At 56.2% G+C, this 25,019-nt stretch carries 20 protein-coding genes; 1 reads left to right on the top strand and 19 read right to left on the bottom strand.

The features are described 5' to 3' along the window. Window positions 1-18: 18 nt before the first annotated feature. From MELB17_RS11360 to glyA, 9 genes are all read right to left on the bottom strand, one after another. Window positions 19-681 (bottom strand): DUF2057 family protein, encoded by a 663-nt coding sequence (locus MELB17_RS11360; protein ID WP_007350387.1) that lies wholly within the window; start codon window positions 679-681, stop codon window positions 19-21. Window positions 682-823: 142 nt separating this feature from the next. Next, window positions 824-1,354: a phosphatidylglycerophosphatase A gene (locus tag MELB17_RS11365; RefSeq protein WP_007350388.1), complete on the bottom strand. Its 531-nt coding sequence runs from the start codon at window positions 1,352-1,354 to the stop codon at window positions 824-826. A 41-nt stretch (window positions 1,355-1,395) separates the two neighbouring features. After that, window positions 1,396-2,361: a thiamine-phosphate kinase gene (gene thiL, locus MELB17_RS11370; protein WP_036184619.1), complete on the bottom strand. Its 966-nt coding sequence runs from the start codon at window positions 2,359-2,361 to the stop codon at window positions 1,396-1,398. An 8-nt stretch (window positions 2,362-2,369) separates the two neighbouring features. Beyond that, window positions 2,370-2,870 (bottom strand): transcription antitermination factor NusB, encoded by a 501-nt coding sequence (gene nusB / locus MELB17_RS11375; protein ID WP_007350390.1) that lies wholly within the window; start codon window positions 2,868-2,870, stop codon window positions 2,370-2,372. Beyond that, window positions 2,870-3,346, bottom strand: coding sequence for a 6,7-dimethyl-8-ribityllumazine synthase (gene ribE, locus MELB17_RS11380; protein WP_007350391.1), 477 nt, complete (start codon window positions 3,344-3,346; stop codon window positions 2,870-2,872). The genes nusB and ribE overlap by 1 nt, the downstream gene beginning before the upstream one ends. Window positions 3,347-3,390: 44 nt before the next feature. Continuing rightward, window positions 3,391-4,506, bottom strand: coding sequence for a bifunctional 3,4-dihydroxy-2-butanone-4-phosphate synthase/GTP cyclohydrolase II (ribBA, locus tag MELB17_RS11385; protein WP_007350392.1), 1,116 nt, complete (start codon window positions 4,504-4,506; stop codon window positions 3,391-3,393). A 52-nt stretch (window positions 4,507-4,558) separates the two neighbouring features. Further along, window positions 4,559-5,674 carry a bifunctional diaminohydroxyphosphoribosylaminopyrimidine deaminase/5-amino-6-(5-phosphoribosylamino)uracil reductase RibD gene (gene ribD / locus MELB17_RS11390; RefSeq protein ID WP_007350393.1) on the bottom strand — a complete coding sequence of 372 codons (1,116 nt, stop codon included), beginning with the start codon at window positions 5,672-5,674 and terminating at the stop codon, window positions 4,559-4,561. Further along, entirely contained in the window at window positions 5,671-6,186 is a 516-nt protein-coding gene (nrdR, locus tag MELB17_RS11395) for a transcriptional regulator NrdR (RefSeq protein ID WP_007350394.1), read from the bottom strand. The genes ribD and nrdR overlap by 4 nt, the downstream gene beginning before the upstream one ends. 69 nt (window positions 6,187-6,255) lie before the next feature. Next, window positions 6,256-7,509 carry a serine hydroxymethyltransferase gene (gene glyA / locus MELB17_RS11400; protein WP_007350395.1) on the bottom strand — a complete coding sequence of 418 codons (1,254 nt, stop codon included), beginning with the start codon at window positions 7,507-7,509 and terminating at the stop codon, window positions 6,256-6,258. 326 nt (window positions 7,510-7,835) lie between these two features. On the opposite strand from glyA, the gene ettA reads away from it, so the two are divergent. Then, window positions 7,836-9,497: an energy-dependent translational throttle protein EttA gene (gene ettA, locus MELB17_RS11405; RefSeq protein WP_007350396.1), complete on the top strand. Its 1,662-nt coding sequence runs from the start codon at window positions 7,836-7,838 to the stop codon at window positions 9,495-9,497. 1 nt (window position 9,498) lies between these two features. On the opposite strand, the gene MELB17_RS11410 is transcribed toward ettA, so the two are convergent. From MELB17_RS11410 to MELB17_RS11455, 10 genes are all read right to left on the bottom strand, one after another. Next, entirely contained in the window at window positions 9,499-9,897 is a 399-nt protein-coding gene (locus tag MELB17_RS11410) for a PilZ domain-containing protein (protein ID WP_007350397.1), read from the bottom strand. A 208-nt stretch (window positions 9,898-10,105) separates the two neighbouring features. Further along, window positions 10,106-11,485 carry a DNA repair protein RadA gene (gene radA / locus MELB17_RS11415; RefSeq protein WP_007350398.1) on the bottom strand — a complete coding sequence of 460 codons (1,380 nt, stop codon included), beginning with the start codon at window positions 11,483-11,485 and terminating at the stop codon, window positions 10,106-10,108. A 54-nt stretch (window positions 11,486-11,539) separates the two neighbouring features. Beyond that, on the bottom strand, window positions 11,540-12,607 hold the full coding sequence (hemE, locus tag MELB17_RS11420; protein WP_007350399.1) for a uroporphyrinogen decarboxylase: 1,068 nt from the start codon (window positions 12,605-12,607) through the stop codon (window positions 11,540-11,542). Between the two features lie 129 nt (window positions 12,608-12,736). Further along, window positions 12,737-14,155 (bottom strand): FAD-dependent oxidoreductase, encoded by a 1,419-nt coding sequence (locus MELB17_RS11425; protein ID WP_007350400.1) that lies wholly within the window; start codon window positions 14,153-14,155, stop codon window positions 12,737-12,739. Between the two features lie 84 nt (window positions 14,156-14,239). Continuing rightward, a complete protein-coding gene (gltB, locus tag MELB17_RS11430; RefSeq protein ID WP_007350401.1) occupies window positions 14,240-18,688 on the bottom strand; it encodes a glutamate synthase large subunit in 4,449 nt (1,482 codons plus the stop codon). A gap of 220 nt (window positions 18,689-18,908) precedes the next feature. Further along, window positions 18,909-20,513 (bottom strand): SPOR domain-containing protein, encoded by a 1,605-nt coding sequence (locus MELB17_RS11435; protein WP_007350402.1) that lies wholly within the window; start codon window positions 20,511-20,513, stop codon window positions 18,909-18,911. A 25-nt stretch (window positions 20,514-20,538) separates the two neighbouring features. Next, on the bottom strand, window positions 20,539-21,630 hold the full coding sequence (gene aroB, locus MELB17_RS11440; protein ID WP_007350403.1) for a 3-dehydroquinate synthase: 1,092 nt from the start codon (window positions 21,628-21,630) through the stop codon (window positions 20,539-20,541). Continuing rightward, the gene (gene aroK, locus MELB17_RS11445) at window positions 21,623-22,189 is read right to left on the bottom strand and encodes a shikimate kinase AroK (protein WP_007350404.1); all 567 of its coding nucleotides are present in this window, start codon (window positions 22,187-22,189) and stop codon (window positions 21,623-21,625) included. The genes aroB and aroK overlap by 8 nt, the downstream gene beginning before the upstream one ends. A gap of 140 nt (window positions 22,190-22,329) precedes the next feature. Further along, window positions 22,330-24,447 (bottom strand): type IV pilus secretin PilQ, encoded by a 2,118-nt coding sequence (pilQ, locus tag MELB17_RS11450; protein WP_007350405.1) that lies wholly within the window; start codon window positions 24,445-24,447, stop codon window positions 22,330-22,332. Then, the gene (locus MELB17_RS11455; protein WP_007350406.1) at window positions 24,447-25,019 is read right to left on the bottom strand and encodes a pilus assembly protein PilP; all 573 of its coding nucleotides are present in this window, start codon (window positions 25,017-25,019) and stop codon (window positions 24,447-24,449) included. Before MELB17_RS11455 ends, pilQ begins: the two co-directional genes overlap by 1 nt.

Genomic DNA, 25,019 nt, shown 5'->3' on the forward strand with positions numbered 1-25,019 from the left:
CTTTCCAAAACGTGAGCGTTATTCGAAAGCCCAGCGCAGGAAGTTTTTCTTTTCTTCGTCTGAGGCGTTTGCCCACACAGCTTTCAAAGTGTCCAGCGCATTGCCTTGCGCTGCGACTGATGTCGCTTGAACGCCTGCTGTTCCCGGAATAGGTGTTCTGGCCAGTGCCTGGCTTGGCACGTAATTCGTTGATACGGTCGCTACCTGGCCAGCACTGCTTACAATCTCCGCTGAAAAATCTTTCATCTCACGCTCGGCTTCTCTACGCGTTGTCGGCTTGTTAAAGCGGAACTCGTAGACGGTGCCGGCTTTGGCGTCGAAGCTGGCCAGATTCGGCTTGCTTTCAACAATATCAACCTTGGACTCGCCATTATCCACGACGGTGGTCTTTGCCCAGATGGTTTTGTAAACAAACACCACATCGTTCTGGCCGGGCAAAAGAGCGTAGTCGAGCGCCAGATCGTCCATCAGGAAGTTGCCCACGGAGCGCCCGTTAACCTGGGTTACCCGAATTTCTCCCGGTGCTCTCAACGTCGCCGCATTCACGGCCTGGGCCGGGTTACCTTGCCAGGTTTCTACACGGCTCATGGAGCTGGAACAGCCAGCAAGAACGACCAGCATAACGGCAGGAAGCAGCAACCTGAAAACAGAAAACGAGCCAGACAGACGGCAATGATTCATTGGATCTCCTTGATGCAACAATAAAGAAAAGGTGCAAAATCAACTGTATTGGCTACAGCCAGTTTTTGTTCTACGCATTCTGACCAGCGGCCGTGAGCAGGGCAAGCGCCGCAGGGCCAGTTTTACAAAAACTATGCCGTTGTCAGGAAAAAACCTGCGGCATAATCCATAAATCAATCAGGTAAAGGCAAACCAAGGCCATTATGGCGGCCACTACATCATCCACCATAATACCGAAGCCCCCAGGCAGGCGCTCGTCCAGCCAGTTAATGGGCCACGGCTTTATAACATCAAAAAAACGGAACATGACGAAAGCAAGTAATACGCCAACGATGTGGTCTGGAAACAGCCCCAGGGCAATCCACATGCCCACAAACTCGTCCCAGACAATACCGCCGTGATCGTGCACTTTCAGATCGCGGGCGGTTTTTCCGCACAGCCACACACCCACGATAAACGCCAGAGCCACAATGGCCCAGTATATGGGCTGGGGTAGCCAGGAAAACGTATACCAGATAGGAATGGCCGCCAGGCTGCCCCAGGTTCCGGGTGCACGGGGCATTGCGCCGCTGCCAAAGCCAAACGCAAGAAGGTGAACAGGATCGCGCAAAAATCCGGGGGGCAATAGGCCTTCCGGCAAATCCGGTTCTGTTGAAAAGTCGTTCTGGCTCATCGGGGCCCTGATGAAGGATGAAGAATGTCAGCCACCCGCTGCTAAGTGATCGAAAAGTGATCGAAGCCCGGACGCCGTAAATAAACCATACCTGCGTCTGCATTTAGCCGCAAGCCTGGCTCCTGCTGCACCTGCCCGATCACCGTCAGTTGCCGTTGCAATCCGCGGCTGGCGGCGGCCCAGCACTGTTCGGGGACGGTTACGCAGAGTTCGTAATCGTCGCCGGACTGCAATGCAAACCCTGCCGCTGCGTCGCCCTTGATCCGCCGCAGGGCTGCCGATAGAGGTAGTGCTGCAAGATCGATGGTTGCACCCACGCCAGAGGCTCGCAAAATATGCAGCAAATCGGCATGCAACCCATCAGAGATATCAACCGCTGCTGAAGCCACCGAACGCAGCGCAATACCCAGTTCCAGCCGTGGCTGCGGATAATGATAGCGCTGCAGTACACTGGCTGCGTCAGTCGCGGGAGCCGTGTCGTACAAAAAGTCCAGCGCCGCACCGGCATCACCCAGTTGGCCGCTAACGCACACCAAGTCTCCCTCACGTGCGCCGTCGCGACGCAGAGCCTGGCCCTGGGGAACGGTGCCATGCACTTGCAGGCTCAGCGTTAGGGGGCCTCGAGTCGTATCACCACCCGCCAGCGCAATGCCAAACTGTTGGCTGGCCTCAGCCAGCCCGGCGGCAAAGCCTTCCAACCAGGCCTCATCGGCGGCAGGCAAGGTCAGAGCCAGTGTAAAGCACACCGGCTGTGCGCCCATAGCGGCCAGATCACTCACCGCAACAGCGAGCGAGCGCCATCCCAAAAAGCGCGAACAATAACCAACGGGGAAGTGCACGCCTTCAACTAGCGTGTCCACTGAAAACACCAGGTCCTGGTGGGCAGGCACACGCTGAATAGCGCAATCGTCACCCACTCCAAGCAACAAACCGGAGCCGTCTAAGGCGGGCTTCGCCGCCTTCGCCATTGGCGAAAAGTAGCGGCGAATCAGCTCAAACTCGCCCATGGCAGCCACTAGCGCTGGCGGATTTCAGCCAGCCGCAGCCGCCGGCTTAGTTTGTCCAGTATGCTGTTTACAAACCGGTGACCCTCGGTACCGCCAAAGCGTTTCGCCATTTCAATGCCTTCATTAATGACGACCTTGTAGGGCACATCCAGGCGAAATTTCAGCTCATAGGCGCCTAAGCGCACAATGGCCAGTTCTACCGGATCTACTTCTTGCAGCGGGCGATCCAAAAAAGGCTCGATCAAGCGGTCCAGTTCAGCCTGCTCACGGCTGGTGCCGTGCAGCAGGTCACGAAAATACAACAGGTCCACTTTGCTCATGTCGTTATCGACCATGAACTCGGCTTCAATGTTAGAAATTGCGCTTTTGCTGAAATGGCGCTGGTATAACCCCTGCATCGCCATTCCACGGGCGCGGCGGCGATCACCGGCTTTGGGCTGGGCGGATTTTCCCGGGCTCGAAGTTGGCTCGGGGGTTGAACCGGGAATAGTATCTTCGGGTAGGCTCATTACTCACCCAGCTTCTTGAACAGGCTGACCATTTCAAGCGCTGTAATAGCCGCTTCTGCGCCTTTATTACCGGCCTTGGTGCCTGAACGTTCAATAGCCTGTTCGATGGAATCCACAGTCAGAACACCAAAGGCTACCGGAATATCGGTTTCCAGGCTGACGGCACCCAAACCACTGGCAGCTTCGCCAGCAACGTACTCAAAGTGCGGCGTGCCACCACGAATAACAGCGCCCAGGGCGATAATGGCGTCGTAATTGCCCGTTTCTGCAACGCGCTTGACCGCCAACGGCATTTCGTAAGCACCCGGTACACGAATCACAACAATGTCTTCATCCGCGATACCGTGGCGGGTCAGGGTATCCAGAGCACCGTCCACCAGGCTCTCTACCACAAAACCGTTAAAACGCCCCACAACCAGAGCATAACGGCCGCTGCAGTGGATAAAATCGCCTTCAATTACTTGAACTTCCGCCATCGGTGGCTCCTGTCAGGCTGCCGCAGCATACGGCAGCGGATTGATCATTCGGGGATATAAGGCACGTATTCGACCACTTCCAAATCAAAGCCGGAAATGGCGGAGAATTTCATCGGCGGGCTTAACAGGCGCATTTTGCCCACACCAATATCACGCAGAATTTGCGAACCAGTGCCTACCGTAAAGTACACGCCAGAGCTGTCTTTGCCGGCACCGCTACGACCATGTTCATAGAATTCCTGAATACGGTCTTCCAGGTTGTAACTGTCTTCAGCGCCGTTAAGCAAAACCACAACACCGAGCTTCTCAGCAGCCACCTTTTGCAGCGCCCGATGCAACGGCCAACTACGAGAATCGCGCCGGCGGGCTCCCAGCAAGTCGCGCAGGGTATCGGTAATGTGTACACGCACATGCACCGACTGCTCCGGGGAAATATCCCCCATGGTTAAGGCCAGATGAATGGTGCCATGAATGCTGTCACGGTATGTGTGCAGCTTAAACAGGCCGTATTCGGTGTCCAGCTCGTTTTGCTCTATGCATTCAACCGTGCGTTCGTTGGTGGTGCGATAGTGAATCAGGTCTGCGATGGTGCCGATTTTCAGGTTGTGCTCGGCGGCAAAGGCTTCGAGATCTTCGCGCCGCGCCATAGAGCCATCATCTTTCATGATTTCACAGATCACGCCCGCCGGCTCACAACCCGCCAACGCAGCCAGGTCGCAGCAAGCTTCGGTGTGGCCAGCGCGGCTGAGCACGCCGCCGGCGTCTGACATCAGCGGAAAAATATGGCCCGGCTGCACCAGATCTGATGCTTGGGCATCGCGGCCTACAGCGGCTTGCACGGTACGAGCGCGGTCGGCAGCTGAAATTCCGGTGGTAACACCCTCCGCCGCTTCAATAGACGCGGTGAACTTAGTACCAAAACCAGAAGCATTCTGGTTAACCATCAGCGACAGCCCCAGCTGCCTACAGCGATCGCGGGTCATCGGCATACAGATCAGCCCACGACCAAAACGCGCCATAAAATTGATATGCTCGGCCTCGCAATGCTCGGCCGCCATGACCAGATCGCCCTCGTTCTCGCGATCCTCGTCGTCCATCAAAATAACCATTTTGCCCTGACGAATATCTTCAACAATATCTTCGATCGTATTCAGTGCCATACGCGGTTGCACCCTTGCAGCGCTCCTGCCCGGAGCCACCGTGAATTGATAGTTAGCGACGCGCCAGAATCAGCCTCTGGTCGGCGCCTAGCTGACGCCGGTCAAGCACCTGCCATTGTATTTTGTCTGCCATGGATTCCAGCGGCAAATTGGCCGTTGGCCGCCCGGTACTGCCAAGGAATACCGGGGCCTGATAGAGCCAGAGTTCATCCACCAGATTCTCACTGATAAAGCTGCCTGCCAGAGTTGGCCCGGCCTCTACCAGCACTTCGTTGATGCCTATATCGCCCAGCGTGTCCAACATTTCAGCCACGTTTACGCCCTTGTCGTGCCAGGCCACGCCGCGTAGGCGTATGCCCAACGCAGCCAGATCTTGAGCCGCGCTGGTCGCCAGCGAGGCAGTAGCACAGAATACCTGTACTTTACCGCCGCGGAAGATCTTCGCAGATGCTGGCGTGCGGGTATCGCGGTCGGCAATTACCCGTAGCGGTTGCCGCCCGGGCTCGGTGGCGCTGCCAATATCGCCCATTTCTTCGCGCCGCACCGTTAGCGACGGATCATCCGCCAGCACCGTACCCACTCCGGTCAGAATGGCGTCGCTCATGGCGCGCAGGCGCTGAACGTCACTGCGCGACTCTGGCCCGGTAATCCATTGGCTCTCACCCGATGCCATAGCCGTGCGGCCGTCCAGACTGGCGGCCATTTTTAGCCGTACCCATGGGCGCCCGCTAGTCATACGCTTCATAAAGCCCGGGTTTAACTTAGCGGCCTCGCCTGCCAACAAACCCACGTGAACGCGAATACCGGCAGCCCTGAGCATCTCCAGCCCGCGCCCGGACACATTGGGGTTTGGGTCCAGCGTAGCAGCAAAAACCCGTGCCACGCCGGCTTCTATCAGCGCTTTGGCGCAGGGAGGTGTGCGCCCGAAATGACTGCAGGGCTCCAGTGTGACATACGCCGTAGAGCCGCGGGCGGAAGTACCGGCCTGGCTCAAAGCACGCACTTCAGCGTGGGCTTCTCCAGCGCGTTCGTGCCAGCTTTCACCTAGAATGCGATCCCCGCGGGCAATCACGCAGCCCACACGGGGGTTCGGGTGAGTGGAATAACGGCCACGCCAGGCCAGCTGAACAGCACGGGCCATAAAGGCCCGGTCGCGAGTGGTGATCATGACTTTCTTTCCGCGCCCGAATCCGCCAGTGCCTTAGCTACGTCTGCCACCGAATCACCATTGCCGGCGGTAAGACGCTCGATTTCTTCCTTGAATTCGTTCACATCCTGAAAACTGCGATACACCGAAGCAAATCGCACATAGGCTACTTTGTCTAGCTGGCGCAGCTCAGTCATCACCTCTTCACCCAAACGCATAGATTTTACTTCGCGCTCGCCGGTGGCACGCAGCTGCGCCTTGATGTGGCTCAGCGCGGTATCTATTTGCTCGATACTAACCGGGCGTTTTTCAAGCGCCTTCATCAACCCGGAACGCAGTTTTTCTTCGTCAAAAGGCTGGCGGGTGCCGTCCTGTTTCACGACCCGCGGCATAACCAGCTCGGCGGTTTCAAAGGTAGTGAACCGTTCGCGGCACGAAAAACATTCCCTGCGGCGACGCACCTGATTTCCCTCTGCCACCAGGCGCGAGTCAATCACTTTGGTATCGTCTTCACCACAGAATGGACAATGCATAATCAGAAACTCTGGAGAGAACCCCAGGCCCAGCCCAAACGGGCCTGGCCTGGAGTAACAACTGGCAACTTACGCGTATACCGGGAAGCGGGCGCACATGGCTTCAACCTGCCCGCGCACACGGTCAATCACGGCTTCGTCGTTCAGGTCGGCAAGAATGTCACAAATCCAGCCGGAAAGTTCGCGACATTCCGCTTCGGCAAAACCACGAGTGGTAATAGCTGGCGTACCAATGCGCAGACCCGACGTAACAAAAGGCGAGCGCGGGTCGTTCGGTACCGCGTTTTTGTTCACGGTAATATGAGCCCGGCCCAGTGCTGCATCGGCGTCTTTACCGGTGATGTCCTGTTTGATCAGGCTTAACAGGAACAGATGGTTTTTGGTGCCGCCGGACACCACGTCAAAACCGCGATCAACAAACACTTCGGCCATGGCCGCAGCGTTTTTAACCACTTGCTGCTGATACGTCTTGAACTCGGGGCTCATGGCTTCTTTGAAGCAGATCGCTTTGGCCGCAATCACGTGCATCAGCGGGCCACCTTGGCCACCGGGGAATACCGCGGAGTTCAGCTTCTTGTGCAGAGCTTCGTCATCACAGGCCAGAATCAGCCCGCCGCGGGGGCCGCGCAGGGTTTTGTGGGTGGTGGTGGTCAGCACGTGGGCGTGGGGGACTGGGTCAGGGTAAACACCCGCTGCCACCAGACCAGCTACGTGAGCCATGTCGACAAACAGGTAGGCACCCACTTTATCGGCAATCTCGCGGAAACGGGCGAAATCAAGATACTGCGAATAAGCGGAGAAGCCGGCAATGATCATCTTCGGCTTGTGCTCCACCGCCAACGCTTCCACGTCGTCGTAATTGATCAGACCTGTGTCGGTGTCGATACCATATTGAACAGCGTTGTAAATTTTGCCGGAGAAATTCACGCTGGCGCCGTGGGTCAGGTGGCCACCGTGAGCCAGGCTCATGCCCAGTACCGTATCGCCCGCATTCAGCAGAGCTAGAAACACCGCCGAGTTGGCCTGTGAACCAGAGTGCGGCTGCACGTTGGCGTAGGCCGCTCCGAACAATTCTTTGGCGCGATCAATAGCCAGCTGCTCGGCAATATCTACAAACTCACAACCGCCGTAGTAACGCTTGCCGGGATAACCTTCCGCGTACTTGTTGGTCAAATCACTGCCCTGCGCCTCCATCACCCGCGGACTAGTGTAGTTCTCCGACGCAATCAGCTCGATATGAGCTTCCTGGCGATGGCTCTCCGCCTGCATGGCGTTCCAGAGCTCGTCGTCAAAACCGGCGATTTTCATATCACGATTAAACATGGATGCGCTGCCTCTGTGTGCTTGGCTGACCGTAAAATTTAGCCCACTATCATAGCTCATTGTCGGGGGTAAAATCACCCTTTAAACCGCCAGCGACTGTTGACGCAGGCCAACACATGATTCCGTACTGTTCAAATCGGAGACAGATTTGCGCTCGGGGACAGGTTTCAAATCTGTCCCCGATCTGTGAAACCTGCTGCCTGGGGACAGATTTCGAACCTGTCCCCAAATACAGTGAAATCTACTTCAATTGCTATAACTGGGCCATTTCGCTACCTTAATGCGGTTAATTCCGCACATTTGAAACCCCGGAGGATTCCACTCTTATGGCCCAGTACGTATACACAATGAACCGCGTTGGCAAAGTGGTTCCGCCCAAACGCGAGATACTCAAGGACATTTCCCTGAGTTTTTTCCCGGGCGCCAAAATTGGCGTGCTCGGCTTGAACGGGTCTGGCAAATCCACTCTGCTGCGCATTATGGCCGGCATTGATCAGGATTATTCCGGCGAAGCCCGCCCCCAGCCCGGCATTAATGTGGGTTATTTGCCCCAGGAGCCAGAGCTGGACGACAGCAAGACCGTTAAGGACATTGTCGACGAAGCCGTAGCCGATGTTCACAACGCGCTAGCAGAACTCGACCAAGTGTACGCCGCTTATGCCGAACCGGATGCCGACTTTGACACCCTGGCCAAAAAGCAGGAAAGACTGGAGGCTGTGATTCAGGCCACCGACGGCCACGACATTGAACGCAAAATGGAAGTCGCCGCCGATGCTCTGCGCCTGCCTGCCTGGGACCAGATGGTAAAAAACCTGTCCGGTGGCGAACGCCGCCGCGTTGCCTTGTGCCGCCTGCTGCTGTCGGGCCCGGACATGCTACTGCTGGACGAGCCCACTAACCATCTGGATGCCGAATCGGTTGCCTGGCTGGAGCGCTTTCTGCACGACTACGAAGGCACCGTTGTAGCCATCACTCACGACCGTTACTTCCTGGATAACGTTGCTGGCTGGATTCTGGAGCTGGATCGCGGCCACGGCATTCCGTTTGAAGGCAACTACAGTCAATGGCTGGAAAACAAACAGAATCGCCTGGAGATGGAATCCAAGCAAGAAGCCTCACATCAAAAAGCTGTGAAACACGAGCTGGAATGGGTGCGCAGTAACGCCAAAGGCCGCCAGTCCAAGAGCAAGGCCCGCCTGGCGCGCTTTGAGGAAATGAGCTCGCAGGAATTCCAGAAGCGCAATGAAACCAATGAACTATATATTCCGCCCGGGCCCCGTTTAGGTGACGAGGTGATTGAAGTGAACGGCATTAGCAAAGCTTTTGGCGATCACCTGCTGTATGAAAACGTGTCGTTACGAGTACCACAGGGTGCCATAGTGGGCATCATCGGCGGAAACGGCGCAGGTAAATCCACACTGTTCCGCATGATCATCGGCGCAGACCAACCCGATGCCGGCACCATTACCGTCGGCGAGACCGTAAAGCTGGCTTATGTGGACCAGAACCGCGATCTGGACGGCAGCAAAACCGTTTGGGAGCTGCTCAGCGAAGGCCGGGACATTATCAAGATAGGCAACTACGAAACGCCGTCGCGGGCCTATGCCGGCCGTTTTAACTTCAAAGGCTCCGACCAGCAAAAGCGGGTGGGCGACTTGTCCGGTGGCGAGCGCAATCGCCTGCACCTGGCCAGCCTGTTAAAAGAAGGCGGCAACGTGCTGCTGCTGGACGAACCTACTAACGATCTGGACGTAGAAACCTTGCGTGCTCTGGAAGAAGCCCTGTTGAACTTCCCTGGTTCGGCTTTGGTGATCTCTCACGACCGCTGGTTTCTAGACCGGGTAGCTACTCACATTTTGGCGTTTGAAGACGACGGCGAAGTGATTTATTACGAAGGCAACTTCAACGACTACGACGAAGACCACAAGAAACGCAAAGGCGATTCTGCCATGGTGCCACAACGCATGAAGTACAAAAAGTTAGCGTGATCTAGTCAGCTTTGGGAGTCTGCCCGCCCATGGGCGTCAGCAGATTCCCTAATTCCCGCTCCAACAGAGCAGGATCCCCAAGATTCAGCTCCACCAGCCGGCGCAAATGCGTGGCGCTATCCATATCTATGTACTGCACCTGAAACCCCAAATGCTGGTCTTCGACGTGGCGCAACACCACCGCCATCACAATACCAGCCTCGGTACCGTTCAGAAATACGGTTATCTCACAGGGTTCATCCACTGCCACAACCCATTGCGGCGGACGTTGCAAAAGCACGCCTTTCAGCGAAATATCCAGCACCTGAGCCTGCCAGATCTGCTCGTGCCACTGCACTTCGCAGGCGGCATCAAACTCAATGCGGTGAAAACGGCGTTGCTCGGTAGCGGGGGTTGTCACAAAGAACTCCTGAAGACGGACTTACTCGTGACTATAGACTGGCTCAAGACAAACCGAAAGCGCCAATAGTTGGCAGCGTGACTGCTGCTCTCCGCTCTATTGGACGGAGCCTCCCACTTCTTAGGCAACAACCGGCCCCCGGACCGGGGACAGATTTAAAATCCGTCCCTAACCTTGCTCTTTCACCAATATGTTTGCGCAGATTTTGCTAAAGTTCGTCGAGAGCCGTCAGCGCGTCACTCAGCTTTGTCACCGGAATAACCTTCATGCCGTTAATGGCTTTACGCGGGGCATTGCCTTTTGGCACCAGCGCGTGGGTAAAGCCGTGCTTGGCCGCCTCGTTAATACGCTCCTGGCCGTTGGGCACCGGGCGAATTTCGCCAGACAGACCTACTTCGCCAAAAATCATCAAATCTTGCGGTAGCGCACGGTCGCGGAATGACGACACAACGGCCGCCAAAAGTGCTAGATCGGCACTGGTTTCAGCGACTTTCACGCCGCCCACCACGTTCACAAACACATCCTGATCCGCCACGTGCATGCCACCATGACGATGTAGAACCGCCAGCAACATGGCCAGCCGGTTTTGATCTAGCCCCACTGCCACTCGCCGGGGATAACTACCCTGAGCCATATCGACCAGCGCCTGAATTTCCACCAGCATGGGCCGGGTGCCTTCCCACACCACCATCACCACACTGCCGGGCGCAGCTTCTTCGCCACGATTCAAAAAAATAGCGGATGGGTTTTTCACTTCTTTCAGGCCCTGCTCCAGCATGGCGAACACGCCCAGCTCGTTCACCGCACCAAAGCGGTTTTTAATACCGCGCAAGGTGCGATAGCGGCTATCGCTTGAGCCTTCCAGCAAAATGGAGCAATCAATCATGTGCTCCAGCACTTTTGGCCCGGCCAGGCTGCCGTCTTTCGTGACGTGCCCCACTAATAGCAAAATGGTGCCGGTCTGTTTTGCAAAGCGGGTCAGAAACGCCGCGCTTTCACGTACCTGTGACACGCTGCCGGGCGCCGATTCGGAATCGGCCACGTGCATCACCTGAATACTGTCGATCACCAGAATTCGTGGTTTTTCCACTTCAACAATCTGTAACAGCCGCTCGACGCTGGTCTCTGACAGCAATTTCAAATCTGAGGTGGGCAGGCCAAGCCGCTTGGCGCGCATGGCCACCTGTTGCAGAGATTCCTCGCCGGTTACGTAAAGCGCCGATACCGAGCTTGCCAAGTTGCACACAGCCTGTAACAGCAGGGTGCTCTTACCGGCGCCGGGGTGCCCGCCCATCAACACCGCCGAACCTTCTACCAGGCCACCGCCCAGAACCCTGTCAAATTCGGCCATGCCGGTGCTCAGGCGAACCTGTTCCGCCAAACTGACATCATTCAGGCTCTGCACCGCCGACAGGCTGCCGGCAAAACCTTCGAAGCGGGAACCGCGGGCGCTTTTATTGGCCGGTGCCGAAAAGCCGCGCACCTCACTGAGAGTGTTCCACTCTTTACAGGCCGTACACTGGCCCTGCCACTTGGAGTAGTCGGCACCACAGTCGGTGCAGACAAACGCGGTTTTCACTTTGGCCATAAATCAGCTCTGGTACTGTTCGTTTTAATGGTGCTCTTAGTTTTGGTGGTGCTCTTAGTTTTGGTGGTACTGCGGGCTCAGCTCTACCACCGCTTCTATGAACGCGCCGGCGTGGGCAGGGTCTACATCCGGCGTAATGCCGTGGCCCAGATTAAAAATGTGGCCCGTGCCATGGCCAAAGCGGCGCAAGATATCGCCCACTTCTTCACGGATGCGCGCGGGCGGCGCGTACAGCATGGTCGGGTCCATATTGCCCTGCAGCGCGACCTTGTCGCCAACTCGAGCGCGGGCGCTGCCAATGTCAGTAGTCCAGTCCAGTCCCACGGCATCCGCGCCGCAATCGGCAATCGACTCAAGCCACTGGCCGCCGTTCTTGGTGAACACAATCACCGGCACCTTACGGCCTTCGCTTTCCAGATTCAGGCCAGCGATGATTTTGCGCATGTACTTCAGGGAGAACTCTTCATAGGCCCAGGTGCTGAGTACGCCGCCCCAGGTGTCAAAAATTTGCACCACTTGGGCGCCGGCGCGAATCTGCCCGTTCAGGTAATCGGTAACCGCATCCGCCAAGTGGTCCAGCAACTTATGCATGACTTCGGGCTGGCCGTACATCAGTTTTTTGGCTTCGCGGAAATCTTTCGACGAGCCGCCTTCCACCATATAAGTGGCCAAGGTCCAAGGGCTGCCGGAGAAACCAATCAGCGGCACCCGTCCGTTCAGCGCACTGCGGATCGTCGACACCGCGTTCATCACGTAATCCAGATCGACCTCAGCGTTGATTTTTGGCAGCGCGTCTACATCAGCGGCAGAACGGATGGTGTGTTTGAACTTCGGGCCTTCACCGGTTTCAAAATACAGACCCAGACCCAGCGCGTCAGGAATGGTCAGAATGTCAGAAAACAGAATGGCTGCGTCCAGCGGGAAACGCTCCAGCGGTTGCAGAGTCACTTCACAGGCCAGCGGCGTGTTTTTGCACAAACTGAGAAAGTCACCGGCCTTGGCGCGGGTGGCGCGATATTCCGGCAGATAGCGACCGGCCTGGCGCATCATCCAGACCGGCGTGCGGTCTACGGGCTGGCCCATCAAGGCGCGAAGGAAACGATCGTTTTTCAGTTCAGTCATAAAAATGTCCAGCGTTCTCAGTCATTAAAGGGTCATTACATTCAGCAGTCAATGATACCCCGTTTGTATCAATAAAAAAGGGCGACCTGTTTTTGACAGGTCGCCCTCCGCTTCACATCAACGCCGATTTCAGATATCCAGATAATCCAAAATGCCTTCGGCTGCCTGGCGACCTTCCCATATGGCCGTTACCACCAAGTCGGAGCCCCGCACCATGTCGCCGCCGGCAAACACCTTGGGATTGCTGGTCTGGAAGGAAAAATCCGCCTGCTCCGGCGCCGTTACCAAGCCGGAATCGCTGGTACTCACCTGGTGCTGGCCGAACCATTCTGCTGGACTGGGACGAAAACCAAAGGCCACCAGCACCGCGTCTGCAGGAATGATTTCCTCACTGCCCGGAATCACTTCCGGCCGGCGGCGACCATTTTCGTCAGGCTCGCCAAGCTCGGTAGACACCACTTTCACGCCTTCCACATGACCGTCACCGACGATAGCCACCGGTTGGCGATTAAACATGAAGTTCACACCTTCTTCGCGGGCATTCGATACTTCCCGCCGTGAGCCGGGCATATTGGCTTCATCGCGACGGTAAGCACAGGTTACGCTGGCGGCTTGCTGGCGAATGGAGGTGCGATTGCAATCCATGGCAGTGTCTCCACCACCAAGCACCACCACTCGCTTACCCTGCATATTGATAAAGTCCTCAGTACTGACTTCAAAGCCCAGACGGCGATTTACGTTAGAAATCAGAAATGGCAGAGCCGCATGAACGCCGGCCAGATTTTCGCCGGGGAAATCACCTTGCATGGAGGTGTAGGTGCCCATGCCCATAAATACCGCATCGAAGTCACTGAGCAAATCGCTCATCTGGATGTGTTTACCCACCTCGGTGGACAGGCGAAATTCAACGCCCATTTCTTCAAACACTTTGCGGCGGCGCGCCATTACCGACTTTTCCAGTTTGAACTCGGGGATGCCAAATGTCAGCAGTCCGCCAATTTCCGGATAAATGTCAAACACCACCGGCGTTACACCGCTACGCACCAGCACGTCGGCGCAAGCAAGACCCGCGGGCCCTGCCCCAATCACCGCTACCCGCTTGTCGGTGCGCACCACCTTAGACATATCCGGCTTCCAGCCCAGGGCAAAGGCGGTATCTGTAATGTACTTTTCTACCGAGCCGATGGTGACCGCGCCGTAACCATCATTCAAGGTGCAGTCACCCTCACACAAGCGGTCTTGCGGGCACACTCGCCCACACACCTCGGGTAGCGAATTGGTCTGATGGCAAAGCTCCACGGCCTTCATGATGTTGCCTTCGGCCACCAGCTTCAGCCAGTTGGGAATGTAGTTATGTACCGGGCACTTCCATTCACAGTATGGATTACCACATTCCAGACAACGGTGAGACTGGGACGCCGCCTGATCCTGGGTAAAAGGTGTGTAAATTTCATTGAATTCCTTTTTGCGCTTGCGGGCCGGAACCTTTTTCGGGTCTACCCGCCCTACTTCTACAAACTGGAAGTCGTTATTCAGTCGCTCTTTCATGGTTAACTCTCTACATTCGTCTGTTCGCACTGATTCGCCGCGGGGCGTATCCGTTGGGTGTCGACGGGCGGGCCCTCGCTGGCTTTATTCCGGGCGCGCCCGGGTATTGGCCAGCAGGCTACGCAAGTTTGCGGCCTTGGGCTTCACCAGCCAGAACCGGCCAATGTAATCGTCGAAATTCGCCAGCAGATGCTGGCCCCACTCACTGGCAGTTTCCGCAATGTGTCCACGAATAATGCTGCGCAGGTGGTTGCGATAGGCTTCCATACTTTCACTGGAGATTCGCTGTATCTCCACAAGCTCATGGTTGTATTTATCAACAAAGGTATTGTCCTGGTCCAGAACATAAGCAAAACCACCGGTCATACCTGCGCCAAAGTTGTGTCCGGTTTGACCCAGCACTGTCACCAGGCCGCCCGTCATATATTCACAGCAATGGTCACCTGCACCTTCTACCACCGAATGGGCGCCGGAATTGCGCACGGCAAAGCGTTCGCCGGCCGTACCTGCCGCAAACAAATTACCGCCGGTAGCACCATACAGACAGGTATTACCGATAATCGCAGTTTCCCGAGCCTTGAAAACACTGCCGCGGGGGGGGTAAAGCACCAGTTTGCCGCCGGTCATGCCTTTACCCACATAATCGTTGGCGTCGCCTTCTAATATCAGGTTCAGGCCGGCGACGTTCCACACACCAAAGCTCTGACCAGCCGTACCGGTCAAATCCAGCGTAATGGGGGCATCTGCCATACTTTGGTTGCCATGCAGAGCGGCTATTTCACCCGACAGCCGTGCACCAATAGAGCGGTCACAGTTAGTTACTCGATAACTCCAGGCACCACCGCTCTTGTTGTCGATGGCACTGCGGACGTCGCTGAGCATTTTTTCCGCAAGCGTACCCTTATCAAAAGGTTCGTTGCGTGGGACCTGGCAGGTTTGCGGTTTATCCGCTGGAATCTGATCGTTGTTTAGCAAGCGGTTCAGGTCCAGTTTGCGCTGGCGTTCGGTATCACCCGGCAGACGCACCAGAAGGTCTGTGCGGCCTACCAGCTCCTGCAGGGAGCGCACTCCCAGCCGTGCCATCCATTCACGGGTTTCTTCCGCTACAAACCGGAAGAAGTTCATAGCCATTCCCACCGTGCCTTTGAAGTGTTCGTCACGCAGTTGCTCATTCTGGGTTGCCACACCGGTGGCGCAGTTGTTCAGGTGGCAAATTCGCAGGAATTTACAACCCAGCGCTACCATCGGCGTGGTGCCAAACGCAAAGCTCTCGGCACCCAGGATGGCGGCCTTCACCACATCCAGGCCGGTTTTTATGCCACCGTCGGTTTGCAGGCGAACTCTACCGCGCAAATCGTTGGCTCGCAGGGCCTGCTGAGTTTCCGCCAGCCCCAGTTCCCAGGGCGAACCGGCGTAGCGGATTGACGTCAATGGGCTTGCCGCCGTGCCACCGTCGTAACCCGACACCGTAATCAGATCCGCATAAGCTTTCACGACGCCCGCTGCGATAGTGCCCACACCAGGCTCAGACACCAGCTTCACCGACACTAACGCTTGCGGGTTAACCTGCTTTAAATCAAAAATCAGCTGGGCCAGATCCTCGATCGAATAAATGTCGTGGTGTGGTGGCGGCGAAATCAGCGTTACGCCCGGCACCGAATAACGCAAACGAGCAATTAGCGCGTTCACTTTACCGCCTGGCAGTTGTCCACCCTCACCCGGCTTAGCGCCTTGGGCAATCTTAATCTGCATAACGTCGGCGCTGCGCAAATATTCAGCGGTAACGCCAAAACGGCCTGAGGCTACCTGCTTTATTTTTGAACGTTTTTCGTTGCCATAGCGAGCCGGGTCTTCGCCGCCCTCACCGGAATTTGAGCGTCCACCCAGGGTGTTCATGGCCACCGCCAGGGCCTCATGGGCCTCTGGCGACAGTGCACCCAGGGACATCCCCGCCGAATCAAATCGGGTAAAAATCTGCTCTACCGGCTCAACCTCGGCCAAGTCCACCGGCTGAATGCCTTCGCGGAACCCGAGCAGGTCCCGCAGGGTGGCCACCGGCCGATGATTGACCAACCCGGCGTACTCCTGATACTGACGATAGTCGCCACTGGTAACGGCATCTTGCAACTTGGCCACAATATCCGGATTGAAGGCGTGGTATTCCTGACCGTGCACGTATTTCAGAATACCACCCGGTGATAGTGGCTTGCGCGGCTTCCACGCCAGCTTGGCCAGTTGCTCCTGGTCGTGCTGAAAGTCGTAGAAATCGGCGCCCTGAATCCGGCAGGGCACGCCCTTGAAGCACAGATCGGCCACTTCATCGGCCAGACCGATGGCCTCAAACAACTGGGCTCCGCGATAGGAGGCAATAGTGGAAATGCCCATTTTGGACAGGATTTTCAGCAGGCCCTTGTTAATACCCTTGCGGTAGTTATTCTTGGCGTCGATAGGGTCCACCAGCATTTCGCCGGTGCGAATCAGGTCATTAAGCACCTGGTACGCCAGGTATGGGTAAACCGCTGTGGCGCCAAAACCGAATAGCACCGCAAAATGGTGAGGATCTCGCGCCCAGCCGGTTTCTACCACAATGTTGGAGTCGCAGCGTAAGCCCTGAGCGACAAGATGATGGTGCACGGCGCCGGTAGCCATGAGCGCGTTCACTGGCAGGTGGCCCTGCTGCAAGACGCTGTCACGTAGAAGAATTTGCGATTTGCCATCGCGCACCGCCTGTTCTGCAGTGGCGCACACGCGCCTGATTGCCTGCTGGAGACCTTCCTCCGGGACATAGCTCAGCGCAATCGCTTCTACCGCAAAGCCGGGACGGTCACTCACCAACATACGCTGAAATTTTGCCGGCGACAGAACCGGGGTATTTAGAATCACCCGATCGGCGTGCTCAGCCGCTTCTTCGAACACATTGCGCTCGGCTCCCAGGCAGGTTTCCAGCGACATCACGATGGCTTCGCGCAGCGGATCAATGGGAGGGTTGGTGACCTGGGCGAACTTTTGGCGGAAATAGTCAGCTAAGTGACGCACTTTACTGGACAACACAGCCATTGGCGTGTCGTCGCCCATGGAACCTACTGCTTCCTGACCGTTCTCGCCCAGAGGGCGCAGAATCTGGTCGCGTTCTTCAAATGACACGTTGAACATCTTCTGGTGAATCAAAAGCTCGTCGGCGCCCAGCAGTTCGAAATCCGGGGCGTCCTGATGCAGTGTGGACTCTACCCGCAGGGCGTTTTCCCGCAGCCAGCGTTTATACGGCTGAGCCGTTTTCAAACGTTGATCGATATCGCGGGTGTGCAGAATCTCGCCGGTTTCTGTATCAATGGCCAGCATCTGCCCGGGGCCAACGCGACCCTTGGCTACCACGTCATCCGGCTTGTAACCGTAGGTACCGATTTCCGAGGCGACGGTGAGAAAATCGTTTTTGGTGTGCACCCAACGCGCCGGGCGCAGGCCGTTGCGGTCAAGCATACACAAAGCGTAGCGGCCGTCGGTCAATACCAGGCCGGCAGGGCCGTCCCAGGGTTCCATGTGCATGGAGTTGTATTCGTAAAAGGCGCGCAGGTCTGCGTCCATGGTGTCTACGTTTTGCCATGCCGGCGGCACCATCATCCGCGCAGCGCGGAACAGATCGACACCGCCTGCCAGCAGCAATTCCAGCATGTTGTCCATGCTAGAGGAATCGGAGCCGGTCAGGTTAACCAGAGGTTGCAGCGTTTTCAGGTCCGGCAGGCGCGGCGAACTGAATTTGGCTGCACGGGCAATCGCCCAATTACGGTTGCCATCAATGGTGTTGATCTCGCCGTTGTGGGCAAGATAACGGAATGGCTGCGCCAGCGGCCAGCGCGGCATGGTGTTGGTTGAAAAGCGCTGGTGGAATACGCAAATGGCGGTCTGCAGATCCGGGTCGTCCAGATCGCGATAGAAATTCGCCAGGTCTGCAGGCATCATCAAGCCTTTATAGGCCAGCGTGCGGTGCGACAGGCTGCAAATATAGAATTCGCTGTCGTCAGCCAGATCACGCTCGGCAAAACGGCGGCCAACAAACAAACTAATGGCAAAGTTACTTTCTGGTTTGCCCGCAGGCAATACAAACACTTGCTCAATGCGTGGCATACAATCCAGCGCCATGGGGCCCAGGCAAGAAGTATCGACCGGCACATCGCGCCATCCCATCACCTCCAGCCCCTGCTCACACAGACGCCTTTCCAGAACCGCCTTCGCGGCCGCCGCCTGGCCTTCTTCGGAGCTCAGAAACACCTGGCCCACAGCGAACAGATCACCAGGCTCTTTGCCAAACTGCGCACGGGCAACCTTGCGCAGAAAACTGTCCGGGCTTTGCAACAACAGCCCGCAACCATCGCCGGTTTTACCATCGGCGGCAATACCGCCGCGGTGAGTCATACACGTTAGCGACTCAATGGCGGTTTGTAGTAATTGATGGCTGGCTTCGCCCTTGGTGTGAGCAATCAGGCCAAAGCCACAGTTATCTTTGAATTCACCGAGTTGGTACAAGCCAGTTGTCATAAGCGCAATCTCTCTGTAAAAGCCTTTATTATCAATGAGCCAGCGAAAATAGCGCAAATAGCTCCATGACATTTTTAACATAGGTACCGCAGTTTACGCAGATGAAAATTCGCTGCTCAAACGGCAATTTAAAATTTTTAACGTTATGCACCAGTACGGATCACGAAAACCAGGGAATTCTACCAGCGCACCAAAACGGGTCGATTTTGGACATTCAGGGCTACAAACTCCTGTTCTCACGCACCCAAGGTTCCCCCGACACCAGGTCAGCAGGAAGAGTTTGCGCCGCCTGCTGCGCGGCATCCTTACTGGGGTAAGTGCCTTGAAACACCATGAACCACTGTTTACCGTTACGCTCACCACGGGTATACACCATCGCATCTACCTGCGGGTAACGACGCAAAATATTCAATGCGGTCTGCTCCAGGTTGCCGGCAACCAGCTGGATGGTCCAGCCGCCACTGCTGCGGCGCTGCAGCAAGGGCACGAAGCGATCCGGCCTGGCCGGCGTAAAAGCTGCTTGAGCAGGCACTGTCCCCGCTGCTATTCGCGGCGAAGGTACAGGTTGAGCTTTAGACACCACTGCCAACTCGGGCTCAGGCTCAATTAACGTTGCAGGTTCGGGCTCTGGATTATCGATAACCTGTTTTCTAGTGGAGTCACTGCCTGTAATGGAACTTTCTCCTGTCGCAAGCTGGTTGCCTGAGCGCGATGCTGGCTGCGCGATGACTTCGGGCTGCATCACCGGCTCTTGCTCTAATTTTGGCTCTGAATCATCCGTAGCGACGACCGGCTCTGGTGCGCCCTGGCCCGTTGGCGGCGTTGGCTGTGCTGCCGTGCCTTGCTCTGGTGCTACCTCCGGGCCGATCGTTATGCTCTTGCGCACGCGCTCTAGCGTTTGCGCCTGGGCGCTGTCGTCTTCTTCGCTCATCACAGTGTCGTACTGGCGGGAAACAAACCACCAAGAAGCCGCCAGCAAAACCAGTGCCAGTAACGGCCATCCCAACGTACGCCAGGGCATTCTGGCACGGTGCCGCGTAGGAGCAGCCCGCCCTGCCATATCCAGCCATACAGAGGGAGTTATACGTTGAATCGCGTAAAAGTTACCCAGACTGCGGGTATAAATTTGCTTTAAGCGATCTGGGCTTAACAGCTCACCGGCATTACCGCCAGCAAGCTTCACCCTAGGATGCAGATATTCCGCCAGTTCATCCCGGCTTAAAGGCGCCAGTGTAATCTGGTGCACGGTTCCCGAAGCCTGCTGCGCAAGCTCCATCATGCCAGGCAGCGCTTCCGTGCCGGCGAACACCGGTAAAGCTGCCAAACTACGATTGGCGCCCCAAAAACCGTTAAGCAAAAGATTCAACACCTCTGCCGGCGCCTGCTCGGCGTTATCGATCAGCAGTACCATGCGCTGGCCTTTGCCGGCACGCTGCTCAGACCATTTAAAAAACTGCAACAGGGCAGCTTTGGGGCCGGCCTCTAAATCCAGGCAGCGGGCCACTATAGACAAATCCCGCACCAGTGCCTGAGGGCTACCCAACGCTGCACTACCCAGGCGATGAAACTCCAGCCGCGACGATTCACTGCGCACCAGTTCTGCCAGCAGGCGGGTTTTTCCTAGCCCGGATGGGGCGCTAACCAACACGGCCATGTCGCCGAAACCACTCATCTGACGTAAGGATTCAAGGGCAGATTGGCGCTGCGCGCCGGCAAAAAACGGAGCTTCCATCGCGGAAGGATCTGCCCGCAAACCAAAGCGCTCCTGCAGGCGGGGGAAAAGACCCCCGACTTCCTGACTGTTCAGATTGTCATCGTTGACCATGGCGATATCGTCTCGGGCTCTGGGTTCAACGCTGGCAAAAAGCGTTCAGGGTTGCTTCAAGGTTTTTGCGCGCAGTTTTGGCGGTCACAACCGCTTCGCCCACCGCCTGCAACAGAACCAGCCTGAGCCGCCCATCTACATTCTTTTTATCCACTGCCATCAGCTCTATGAAGTCGTCCGGGCGCATAGCTGCAGGCGCCAGCGGCGGCAATCCGGCACGGCTGATCAGGCTGTAAATCTGCTGGCATTCGGCAGCACTGATAAAACCTTCGCGGGCGGAAAGATCCGCTGCCATCAACATGCCGGTGCCAACGGCTTCTCCGTGTAACCAATTGCCATAGCCGGCGAAAGTCTCGATAGCGTGGCCGAAGGTGTGGCCAAGATTAAGTATTGCTCTTAGGCCGCCTTCGCGTTCATCAATGGCCACCACTTCCGCTTTGCAGACGCAAGAACGGTAGATGGCCTGTGCGACCTGCCGCGGATCCTTTTCAAGCAAAGACCCAAGATTCTGATCCAGCCAGTGCAGAAAAGGCAGATCGCGAATCAGACCGTACTTGATGACTTCCGCCATCCCGGCTCGGACTTCCCGGTCTGGCAGCGTCACCAGGGTACCGGTATCAATCAGCACGGCTCGGGGCTGATGGAAAGCCCCTATCATGTTTTTACCCAAGGGGTGATTGATCCCGGTTTTGCCACCAACGGAGGAATCCACCTGCGACAGCAGCGTTGTTGGAATCTGGATGAACGCTACGCCGCGCTGGTAGCTCGCCGCCGCAAACCCGGTCATGTCCCCCACTACGCCTCCGCCCAGAGCTACCAGGGTCGTCGTGCGATTGTGCCTGTGCTGCAGTAGCGCATCAAAAATCAGATTCAGGGTTTGCCAGTCTTTGTGTTTTTCGCCATCCGGCAAAATCACCGAATCTACCTGCTTACCTGCAAAACAGGCTTTTGCCTGCTCCAGATAGAGCGGGGCCACGGTGTTATTAGACACAATCATCACCTGGGAACCGCCAACATAACGCGTCAAGTCATATTGCCCCAACAGCTGCTCGCCAATCAGTATCGGATAGCTTCGTTCGCCCAGGTCTACCTCAAGTTCACGGAGTAATTCAAGCATGATGACGACCTTCCTTTCGAATCTGGCGTATGTGACGGGGTGTTTTTGGGTTCAGCAGATTAACCAGTTGGCGCACCACCAATCGCGGGCTTTTGCGATCTGTATACATGGTGATGGTCGCCAGCTCGGTGTAAATAGGATCACGGATCGCGAATAGATGGCGCAGTACCGCTTCCGGATCCGCTGTTTGCAACAGCGGGCGATTTCGGTCTTTACGGGTGCGTTCTAACTGGTGCTCGACCGATGTGCGCAAGTAAACAATCACCGAATTACGACGCAATAGTTCATGATTCACGTCACGCATAACCGCGCCTCCACCGGTCGCCAGAATGATACCGGCCTCGGTAGACAGCTCGCTCAGCATGGCGGTTTCGCGCTGGCGGAACCCGTCTTCACCCTCTACATCGAAAATCCAGGGAATATTGGCACCGCAGCGCTCTTCAATAATTCGGTCGGTATCCAAAAAGCGGTAGTCCAGCTCACGCGCTAACATACGGCCGATGGTACTTTTACCGGCCCCCATGGGACCAACCAGAATAACTCGCTTGGGCAACAACATAACGTCCGCTCAATAAGGTTCAAGCCGGTCAGAATAGCATAGGGGCAGTCATTCTATAAGAATGTCCGGTTCTGCCGCGGGTTTCACACGCACAAAAAAACCGCCGTTTTTAGGCGGCGGTTTTTTTTGTTGCAGATAACTTAACGAACCAGGTCGTTTTTGATGATTTTCGGGGTAATGAAAATCAGCAGTTCGCTACGCAGCTCGGTAGTCTGAGTGCGCTTGAACAACCTGCCCAGGTAGGGAATATCGCCCAAGAACGGTGTCTTGGTGGTGGTTTCGGTGTTGGTCGATTCGAAAATACCGCCCAAAACGATGGTTTCACCGTTGGCGACCAGCACCTGAGTCGTCACCGAGTTGGTGTTGATGGCCGGGCCGTTGGGGGTGTCTTCGCCACGGGAGTCCTGAGTCACCTCAAGGTCCATGATGATTTTGTCATCCGGCGTGATCTGCGGCGTTACTTCAAGCGACAACACAGCTTCTTTAAATGATGTGCTGGTGGCGCCGCTGCTGCTGGCTTCCTGAAACGGAATTTCCTGACCCGATTTAATAGACGCCGTCTGGCGATCCGCGGTAACAACTCTAGGCTGGGACACGATTTCCGCTTTGCCATCGCTTTCCAGCGCAGACAGCTCGAGGTCGACCAGGAAGTCACCTCCGCTGAACCCAACGGCAAACGATGAGGCGCCATCGCCAGATACACCAAGATCTACCGCCAGAGCACCCGGGAAGGTAACCGAGGTTGAATTTGCAGCCCCGGCGCCCATTACACCACCGACTGTTTCTAAAGAACCGCCTACCACCGTCGAGTTATTACCATTATTGCCATAAGATGCACCGCCCCAGCGAACGCCCAGGCTCTCGGCCACGTTGGTTTGCGCACGCACAATCCTGGCTTCAATAGAAACCTGACGCACAGCTACGTCCCAAGTGGACACCAGGCGGCGAATTTCGTTTAGCTTTTCAACGGTTTCACGCACACTGATGGTGTTAGTTCGGGAGTCTGAGGAAATGAAACCGCGACTGGAAATCAGCTCTTGGTCGGCCTGCACCAGCGCTACTACTTCGGCAGCTTTTGCGTAATTGACCTGAATGATGTCCAAACGAAGCGGGGCAAGCTCGGCGATCTGCTTGGTTGTTTCCAGTTCCAGCCGTTCACGGGCGGCGATTTCATCGGCGGGCGCTACCAATAATACATTGCCAATCTGGCGCTTATCCAAACCTTTGGTTTTCAAAATTAGATCCAACGCCTGATCCCAAGGCACATTCTGCAAGCGCAGCGTGATGCTACCACCAACGGTATCGCTGGCCACCAGATTCAAACCGGTAAAGTCGGCAATCAGCTGAAGTACCGAGCGAACTTCAATGTCTTGAAAGTTTAGCGAGAGCTTGTCGCCGGAATATGGGAACTTCTCTTCGCGACGGACTTCTGCTTCTTCTGCGCTCAGCCGTTCAACACTCACGGTAAATTCGTTGCCAGACTGGTACGCAATGTAGTCATAGTCGCCTTCCGGACGAATCTCTATAACCGCACTGCCACCCTCAATAAAGGTGTCGATCCGTTGTACCGGCGTGGCAAAATCTGTCACGTCCAAACGGCGGCGCAGGCGCTCGGGCACAGTCAGGTCCGGCATGGTCAGTCGAATTTTTCCGCCCAGTTCGCTCAGGTTAACCTGAGTCGTCGCACTGGCCAGACGCACAACCACACGGCCTTCACCTTGTGCACCGCGACGAAAATCAACGTCTGCCAACGCCGGCGCTGCGTCCGCTGACGAGGCAACAGGGCTGGCACCGTCAGATCCCGCAACGTCACTGGTTACATCTGCGGAATCGCCGCCAATAATCATCACCAACGCGTTGTTATTGCGCTGAGTGGTGTAAGGAACCAGCTCAATCAGGTTGAAAATAAGGCGGGTACGGTCGTTGGTTTCAACAACGGTCATGCTTTGCGCATTTCCGCTGCCCAGCGGCAAGCTGCGGGCACCCAAGGCACTGGTGGTGTCTTTCAGGTCTACCGCAATACGAGCGGGGCGCTCAATGGTGTAACCCGTCGGTTCAGGCGGTGGGCCGTCAAACTGCAAAGTCACTTCCAGCCGATCCCCGGGTAAAGAGGAAAACGACACATCCTGCAAAGTGGCAGCGCTAGCCAGGCTGGACAACAACCCAACGGTTACCGCGCAGACAATTACGTTGAGTTTTTTGAACATCGCTAGCCTCGGCTTCAAGCATTTTTGTGCATTCACGTTGCTGTTATTCATTATTGTGCCGCTCCATCGCTATCACCTTCGTCCAGCGACAGTTGGCGCGGGCGTTCTACCCATCCGCCACGGCCGTCGGGCACGATTTCCAACAGTTCGACGCGGGTCTCGCCTACACCCACAATTCGACCGTAGTTTTTACCGATAAAATTGCCGCTGTTTATACGGTGAATGCCGCCACTGCTGTCTTTTACCAAGGCAAACAGCGTGCCTGCACTGTTGCGCAGGGTACCCACCATATCCAGTTCTTTCAGATCAAAGTTCTCCAGCACTTCCCGCGGCCGGTCCATATCCGGCTTTACGTCATTCATCGCTTGCTGTTCCTGCTCGCTGATCATCGTCAGCTGCACGTCGATGGGTGGCTCAAACGGCGAGCGCTGATCTGACGCCGAATAGCTAAACGCCTCGTAAGCGTTGAACTCCGGCAATGGTTCGACAAACCCCCGGGGTTTTGCCCGAGTTTCCTCCATAAACACGTCGAGATCGGAAAAGCCGCTGCTCTGTGAACAGGCTGTCAGCGACAATACCAGGCACAAACCCAGACAGGCTTTTCCGGCATGGTTTACCGTCAT

It is taken from the genome of Marinobacter sp. ELB17, assembly GCF_000169375.1.
Classification (GTDB): Bacteria; Pseudomonadota; Gammaproteobacteria; order Pseudomonadales; family Oleiphilaceae; genus Marinobacter.

Bases quoted from the DNA above. Each gene is read 5' to 3' on its own strand.
- MELB17_RS11360 (WP_007350387.1), bottom strand. From the start codon at position 681: ATGAATCATTGCCGTCTGTCTGGCTCGTTTTCTGTTTTCAGGTTGCTG.
- MELB17_RS11365 (WP_007350388.1), bottom strand. From the start codon at position 1,354: ATGAGCCAGAACGACTTTTCAACAGAACCGGATTTGCCGGAAGGCCTA.
- thiL (WP_036184619.1), bottom strand. From the start codon at position 2,361: ATGGGCGAGTTTGAGCTGATTCGCCGCTACTTTTCGCCAATGGCGAAG.
- nusB (WP_007350390.1), bottom strand. From the start codon at position 2,870: ATGAGCCTACCCGAAGATACTATTCCCGGTTCAACCCCCGAGCCAACT.
- ribE (WP_007350391.1), bottom strand. From the start codon at position 3,346: ATGGCGGAAGTTCAAGTAATTGAAGGCGATTTTATCCACTGCAGCGGC.
- ribBA (WP_007350392.1), bottom strand. From the start codon at position 4,506: ATGGCACTGAATACGATCGAAGATATTGTTGAAGATATTCGTCAGGGC.
- ribD (WP_007350393.1), bottom strand. From the start codon at position 5,674: ATGATCACCACTCGCGACCGGGCCTTTATGGCCCGTGCTGTTCAGCTG.
- nrdR (WP_007350394.1), bottom strand. From the start codon at position 6,186: ATGCATTGTCCATTCTGTGGTGAAGACGATACCAAAGTGATTGACTCG.
- glyA (WP_007350395.1), bottom strand. From the start codon at position 7,509: ATGTTTAATCGTGATATGAAAATCGCCGGTTTTGACGACGAGCTCTGG.
- ettA (WP_007350396.1), top strand. From the start codon at position 7,836: ATGGCCCAGTACGTATACACAATGAACCGCGTTGGCAAAGTGGTTCCG.
- radA (WP_007350398.1), bottom strand. From the start codon at position 11,485: ATGGCCAAAGTGAAAACCGCGTTTGTCTGCACCGACTGTGGTGCCGAC.
- hemE (WP_007350399.1), bottom strand. From the start codon at position 12,607: ATGACTGAACTGAAAAACGATCGTTTCCTTCGCGCCTTGATGGGCCAG.
- MELB17_RS11425 (WP_007350400.1), bottom strand. From the start codon at position 14,155: ATGAAAGAGCGACTGAATAACGACTTCCAGTTTGTAGAAGTAGGGCGG.
- gltB (WP_007350401.1), bottom strand. From the start codon at position 18,688: ATGACAACTGGCTTGTACCAACTCGGTGAATTCAAAGATAACTGTGGC.
- MELB17_RS11435 (WP_007350402.1), bottom strand. From the start codon at position 20,513: ATGGTCAACGATGACAATCTGAACAGTCAGGAAGTCGGGGGTCTTTTC.
- aroB (WP_007350403.1), bottom strand. From the start codon at position 21,630: ATGCTTGAATTACTCCGTGAACTTGAGGTAGACCTGGGCGAACGAAGC.
- aroK (WP_007350404.1), bottom strand. From the start codon at position 22,189: ATGTTGTTGCCCAAGCGAGTTATTCTGGTTGGTCCCATGGGGGCCGGT.
- pilQ (WP_007350405.1), bottom strand. From the start codon at position 24,447: ATGAATAACAGCAACGTGAATGCACAAAAATGCTTGAAGCCGAGGCTA.
- MELB17_RS11455 (WP_007350406.1), bottom strand. From the start codon at position 25,019: ATGACGGTAAACCATGCCGGAAAAGCCTGTCTGGGTTTGTGCCTGGTA.